Raw genomic sequence first — 5,949 nt, 5'->3', positions numbered from 1 at the left:
CAAATCTTCTTCCAGGTATTCCACCTGCACTTTGAGCTGCCGGTTTTCATTTTCAAGCCGCTGCCGCTCCTGGGCCTCCTTCAGCTTTTCTTTCGTCGAGGGGATTTTCTGCTGAAGCTGTTGGTTTTCTACCTTCAGCTCCCGCACCTTCTGCTCTGCCGCCGCGCCCCGGATCACCGCCGCCTTCAGCTCCTTCACCTGCTCCACCGTCACGCCCTTGACGGCCCCTGTCAGCGTCTTTTCCGGCTGTATTGCGTCCAAATCGGGCTTGACCTTCTCCACCGCTTTCAGCAGCTTCACATTCCCTTGCAGGGCCTTTCTCTGCTTTTCCAGGGCCGCGATCTCCTGCTCTGCCGCTGTCACCTGTTCCTGGATAGCTTCAAGCCGCTGGGCCGCTGCTCTGTACTCTGGCAGCTCCATATGAGGCCGACCACCGCCCAAGCTGATAATCTCAAACTCGTGCGCCTGGGCGATTTCCGTTAGGGATTCTTTCTCCCGTTCCATCCAGGCTTTCCATTCCGTCTGCTTCCGGCCCAGCCCTTCAAATCCCTGCTGCTTTAACGCTTGTTTCATTGATACCCGCGTCGAAAGGCCCCGGCTCTGCTCCGTTGCCACCGGCACGAAGTCCACATGGAGGTGGGGCGTGGCCTCGTCCATGTGCAGCACCATATTAAACACCCGCAGATGAGGGTTGCGCTCCTGGAAGGACTCTGCAAACTCTTTGAGAGCTGCCGCCGCCCGTTCCCCTCCAGGGGAGCCGCACCCGCAGTCTGTCAAGTTGCCGATCTGGAAGATAGCCTCGTGAAATAGCTTTTCCTGCTTGCTCTGCCGGATATGCTCATAGTAGTCTGGTATCTTGTCCCTGGTCTTTTTCTTTTTGGCATTGTAGGCAGCCAGGGCTTCATCGAAAAGTTCGTGGTACACCTTTTTCAAATCCTCGTTGCAAAAGGTGACATTCTGCTCCGACCTGCTCCGGTCTACATTCGCCGCTGAAAAGCTCCTGTTGTTGTGCCGGATACTTCCCCGGCCCGTCATTCCCGAAATGGTTGTACCTATAAAATCACCCGTCCCTTTCCTGCAAAAAGCCCATATCCTACTATTCCTATTTTACCATAACTGGCCGCAGGCCACAACCTCTTTGTTACTTTCTTGTGAGAAAGTAACGCAAAGGCACTTTCACACCACCGCCCCTTTGGGGCTGGCAGTATGAAAGTGCCTTTGCGCCCTGCCGGGGGCTACAAGAGTCGGTAGCTCGCTGCTGCTTTTATACTAAGTTAGAATTTATCATCCAAAAATTTGTTTTTTATTCCTGTTTCAGTTTTGTAAAACCCAAAAAACAGAAATATAATTCCAACGGCTACTCCTGCAAATACGGTAGACTGTGCGGAAATATTAAGAAAAAGTAAGGATATACACAAAACGATTTCTACCAAACCTAATGTTTTGCCAATACCAATAAAAATATTAGGCGCTATGCTTTGTGCATAATCCCAATGCTCTTGTGACTTTCGTGAGGAAGGTGTGTTGTACCCGTTGCCAGAGTTCATATCTTTTACAGGGTGCTTCTTTAAGATATATCCCACAAAAATCATCACGAACGGTATTACGAAATTCAATATAAGTAATCCATACATAAGAACATCTCCTCAAATTAGGATTTGACTATCTCTTAACTCGTTTTGATAAATGAAGTTCATTATCATCTACATATCCAAGTTTATTATATACAGTTTGTGCAACAAGATTTTCTTGTCCTGTTAGAAGTTCATATTGGTGAAGTGGATAATTCTTACTACAATAAGCCTCTGCAAAAGTAATCATCTCACTCGCTAAGCCTCTTTTTCTGTATGCTGGTTTAACATACACTTCTGTAATTTCAGGCATATATTCATCATAGCAGAACGATTTTTTAAGCTGAACACAAACAAATCCAACTAACATATCATCTTCATCAGCAACGATAACAACTTCCTGTTTATTATTCATAAGGGAATTTCTAATATTGTCTATGCTTGTTTCGCTCTCACCATTAAATTCATCATTTAAGATGTTTAATTGCTCTGCATCATTTACTGTTGCAATTCTTACCATAATTACACCTCATCAAATTCCGATTTGTCAAGTTCTCTTAACCTCGAAACAACTTGCTAAACCAGCCCCGTTTTTGCTCCGGCGCCTGGTCCTGCTGATCCGCTCCGGCCTCCCCGGTAAGAAGCTGCTGCTGGATCGTCCCCGCGTGAAGAGCCTGGGCCGCTGCCGCCGTCTGCTGGGCAGCGGCCAGCGCATCAGTGAGCCGAGTAATGGTCTGAGCCTGCTGCTCGATCTGCCGGTCTTTCACTTCAAGCTGCCCTTGCAGTGTGTCGATGGTGGCCTGTAAAACGCAAACCAAATCGCCAACTTCACGGTTTTCGGTTTGCGTTTTAGTTTGCGATTGGTTTTCGATTTCAGTTTGCGTTTTTTCAAAAAAAGCCTGTTTTATCAAAGCTTCCTGGTGTTCATCAATCGCAAACTGGTTTCCGTTTTTTCGCAAACTTGATCGCAAACCCAGGTTTTCGATTTGTTTACTTACCGCTGTCTTTGATACCCCTATCTCGTCGGCTATCTGCCGGATCGTTTTCATACTTTCACGAACAGGCCCACAGGACACACACCCTTAAACCCAGGCGTAGATATGTACCAGCAAGCAGGGCCTGTCGGCTCCCAGGCTACTTCAAGGGTAATCTCGTGCCAGCCATCTGGAAACAAAGCTGTAAATCCCTCTCCTGCGTGTATGCCGCGCCCTTCCAGGAGCAGACGAGGGTGCGGATCATCGTCTGCCGGATCGGGAAGCTGTATCTGCGCGATCCTCTCTTTATCCCAGCTCATAGACCTTTCCTCCTTCCCCTAAAATAAGTCGCTATGCGATCCCGTCCGGGTAAGATATAAAATCAGCTCGTCCCCGTCCACTTCGTAGATCAGCAACCAATCCGGCGTAATGTGGCACTCACGACACCCCGCATAGTCCCCGGAAAGCTGGTGATCCCTGTTCTTCTCCGGCAACGGCTCCCCCGCAGCCAGCTTTTTAATAATATCGGTCAGCAAAGAAATATCAAAGCCGCGCTTTTTCACACGCTTCAAATCCTTCTGAAACTTTGTGGTTGGTCTTATGTTATACATCGGCAAGCAGCTCCTCCATCATCTGATCGACATTGGAATAGGTCTTGCCGAGGCTCGGATCGGCCTTCATTCTCTTTACTTCCTGGATTGCTTCGACGGTTTCTGCGTTCGGCACATCGCCGCTGATTTCAAAGGGTATTCTATACTCTCTCACCGCCTTACGAGCAAAAACATTGAACGCCGTTGTCATCGTCATTCCCATATCAGCACAGAACGCCTCAAACTGCCGCTTCAAATCTGCGTCCATACGGATGTTAATATTTGTATTCGCCATAGATAGCAACTCCTTTCGCTCTTATTATATACATTGTATCATTTTTTATTCACAATGTCAATATGCATTCCTGGTCGTTTACCCAAGCACTGGCCCTTAAACTTCCACCCTGGTATGTACGCATTTAGGGGGCAAAAAGCCTTGATTTATGCGGCTTTTCGGGCGCGGTAGCGAGGGGGCCGGTATATTTACCCTCGGAGGGCTGAAAACGGCTTCTAAAGCGTAACAGGGGCCTTTCTGGGCCTTATTCCTGGCCCCCATCGTGCAGCGCGTCCAGGAGCCAATCGCTCAACTCCTGGGAAGGGGACACCCGCACCGTTACATGCCCATTTTCAAAGCGTACCGCTGGCGGCGGGCAATCCCACCACTTACGGACGGTTTTCGGATCAAGGCCAGTTTCCCGGTGACAGTCAGCCTTGCGCCCCTCCGGGTGCTGCTGCCGCCATTCATAAACCCGCGCCTGGGCCGTCCCGCTGTCTTTAGGCCGCCCATTTCCTTCCCTCCAATCCTTTTTCCCTTGCTGTTTCGCTTTAATATCCCGAATGGCTCTTGCAATTTCAAGATGATCTGCTTGTTTTTGAAAATTACGCTTATTGACAGGCATAGTCAGGCCGGAGAGCTTCGCTATATCGTCCCTGGGGAATGTCACATAGTCCTCGTTGAACATCTCCAGGGCGCACACCACATCATCTTTTGTAAAGCGGTTTATATCCTCCACACTCATATCATCGTAGGGCCGGAGCAGTGCGAAAGCGTCCCGACGCAGCTCGTCCTCGTCTATCCCGCATTTTTTCGCATAAATCGCCAGCGTCATAATGCCATAGAAACGATGTCCCACCCGGATTTCATCGGCGATCCGGTGCAGCCACCAGTCGTAAAGGTCACGCTTGACTGTCCAGCGGCCCCGCCGCTCCTTCTTGACAATCCGCCGCTCATACCAATCCGGATACTTCTCCTTCGCCTCGGCCAGCGACAGGCGGCTCTTTCTCATAAGCCCCTCAAGCCGCTGCTGCTCCCCGTTACTGTCCGGGATATAATCAAGCAGCCGCGCCAGCTCCACCGGCCCGCCGAGCCGGAACGCCCTCACAGGGTACTCACGCCCCAACTTCGAGCCGGAGCCGACCACCCGAAAACCCTGCAAAATCCCCTGCATTTGCGGCTCCTTGATGGTGGAGGTAAACTTATTCCAAATCTGCCGGGTAAGGGCATATTTCAGCTCTTTCAAGCATTTTTGGTTGTGCGGGTACATAGGCACCGGCTCTTTCAGCACATAATACAGGTGAAGCCCCGTCCCGCTGTTTACAACAAAGGTTGCCTGGGGCAGAATATCCTTGTTCATCTGGTGCAGCGTGTCCCGAAGCTGTGGCATACCCACCCCGTCCAGGTCAAAGACCAGGGCATAGAGATACCGGGCATTTTTGCCGCACCGCCGCCGTCCAAAATAGGAGATAGGGGACATAATCGTGAAATCGGTGTCTTGCAGCTCCCGCAGCTCGTCCAGCTCGTCAGTAATGGTACAGCGTTTCGCTTTACCGTCCCCCTCAATCTGCAGGGCAATACCAGTAGCCTTGTCAACCTCACCTTTCGGCACCGTCACCGCGATCCCGTTTCCCTTCCTGTCCTCAAAATGACCCTTCCTCTCGAAAGATCCTTTCGGGAAGATCTCACGATAAAACTCATACGGCTCCACCGGCTCCAAAAACTTCCCTAAATGCTCGTTCTTTTCCCTATAAAGTTCCCGCAGCCGTTCCAGTGCTGCTTGCTGATCCGCCATTCCTTACACCTCTTTTCGTACATTCTGCAAACCCACAGGGGGAAAAGGGGGAGCCAAAGAGCGGCCCCTTCGGGGCCTTAAAGAGAAAGTCACCTCCCCCTTTTCCCCCTCGCTCTGGGGCATGGAAATGATGGAAAACCTTTCAGGTTTACCACATTCCCACACCCCGCCGCTCACCCCCATAACCCCCTCCGACTTTCTCCCTGTCCGAGAGAGAATATTTTATTATTTTTTCCCTGGCCTAAAGGCCATAGGGGGGCATATATTATCAATATATTTTATTCCCTATTTTACGACACGCTAACTTCCTGCTATCCCCTGTACCCCCATAGGGGGGCATATATTATCAATATATTTTATTCCCTATTTTTACTGTTATTATAGCCTGTCCGGGCGGCTCTTGCCAGGCCCCCTGACAGGCTTCTTTTACAGCTCCATACCACCCCAGGTGTGGCTCCGTTCCTGCTCTCTTTCCGGCTGCTGCACTTCTGGCACAGGTAGCAGCTCACGCGCCTTTTCGACCAGGGGCCGGAACTGCTCTGGCAAGTGCCGATCCAGGAAATCCAGCACCGCCCCGATCCCTTCCTGGAGCCGCGCCGAAAACCCGCGCGCCCGGCTCAAATCTTCTTCCAGGTATTCCACCTGCACTTTGAGCTGCCGGTTTTCATTTTCAAGCCGCTGCCGCTCCTGGGCCTCCTTCAGCTTTTCTTTCGTCGAGGGGATTTTCTGCTGAAGCTGTTGGTTT

8 protein-coding genes are annotated in these 5,949 nt (G+C 50.7%); all 8 read right to left on the bottom strand.

Features of this window, described 5'->3' with window-relative positions:
- A partial coding sequence (locus FYJ64_RS11235; RefSeq protein WP_154575209.1) for a plasmid recombination protein occupies nt 1-1,035 on the bottom strand: 1,035 nt, incomplete at its 3' end.
- A gap of 239 nt (nt 1,036-1,274) precedes the next feature.
- A complete protein-coding gene (locus FYJ64_RS11230; RefSeq protein WP_087990360.1) occupies nt 1,275-1,634 on the bottom strand; it encodes an SdpI family protein in 360 nt (119 codons plus the stop codon).
- Between the two features lie 28 nt (nt 1,635-1,662).
- The gene (locus FYJ64_RS11225; protein WP_052776518.1) at nt 1,663-2,091 is read right to left on the bottom strand and encodes a GNAT family N-acetyltransferase; all 429 of its coding nucleotides are present in this window, start codon (nt 2,089-2,091) and stop codon (nt 1,663-1,665) included.
- A gap of 37 nt (nt 2,092-2,128) precedes the next feature.
- Nucleotides 2,129-2,620 carry a hypothetical protein gene (locus FYJ64_RS11220; protein ID WP_087990358.1) on the bottom strand — a complete coding sequence of 164 codons (492 nt, stop codon included), beginning with the start codon at nt 2,618-2,620 and terminating at the stop codon, nt 2,129-2,131.
- A gap of 263 nt (nt 2,621-2,883) precedes the next feature.
- Nucleotides 2,884-3,156: a type II toxin-antitoxin system YafQ family toxin gene (locus tag FYJ64_RS11210; protein WP_066859802.1), complete on the bottom strand. Its 273-nt coding sequence runs from the start codon at nt 3,154-3,156 to the stop codon at nt 2,884-2,886.
- Nucleotides 3,149-3,430: a type II toxin-antitoxin system RelB/DinJ family antitoxin gene (locus FYJ64_RS11205; RefSeq protein WP_087295645.1), complete on the bottom strand. Its 282-nt coding sequence runs from the start codon at nt 3,428-3,430 to the stop codon at nt 3,149-3,151. The genes FYJ64_RS11210 and FYJ64_RS11205 overlap by 8 nt, the downstream gene beginning before the upstream one ends.
- A 244-nt stretch (nt 3,431-3,674) precedes the next feature.
- Complete coding sequence (locus FYJ64_RS11200) at nt 3,675-5,204, bottom strand: hypothetical protein (protein ID WP_117508232.1); 1,530 nt, start codon at nt 5,202-5,204, stop codon at nt 3,675-3,677.
- Nucleotides 5,205-5,630: 426 nt separating this feature from the next.
- On the bottom strand, nt 5,631-5,949 hold a 319-nt coding region (locus FYJ64_RS11460), incomplete at its 5' end, for a hypothetical protein (protein ID WP_465250649.1).

The sequence above is a fragment of the Hornefia butyriciproducens genome (assembly GCF_009695915.1).
In the GTDB taxonomy this organism is placed as follows: Bacteria; Bacillota; Clostridia; order Peptostreptococcales; family Anaerovoracaceae; genus Aminicella; species Aminicella butyriciproducens.
This window is presented reverse-complemented; position numbering and strand designations above follow the sequence as displayed.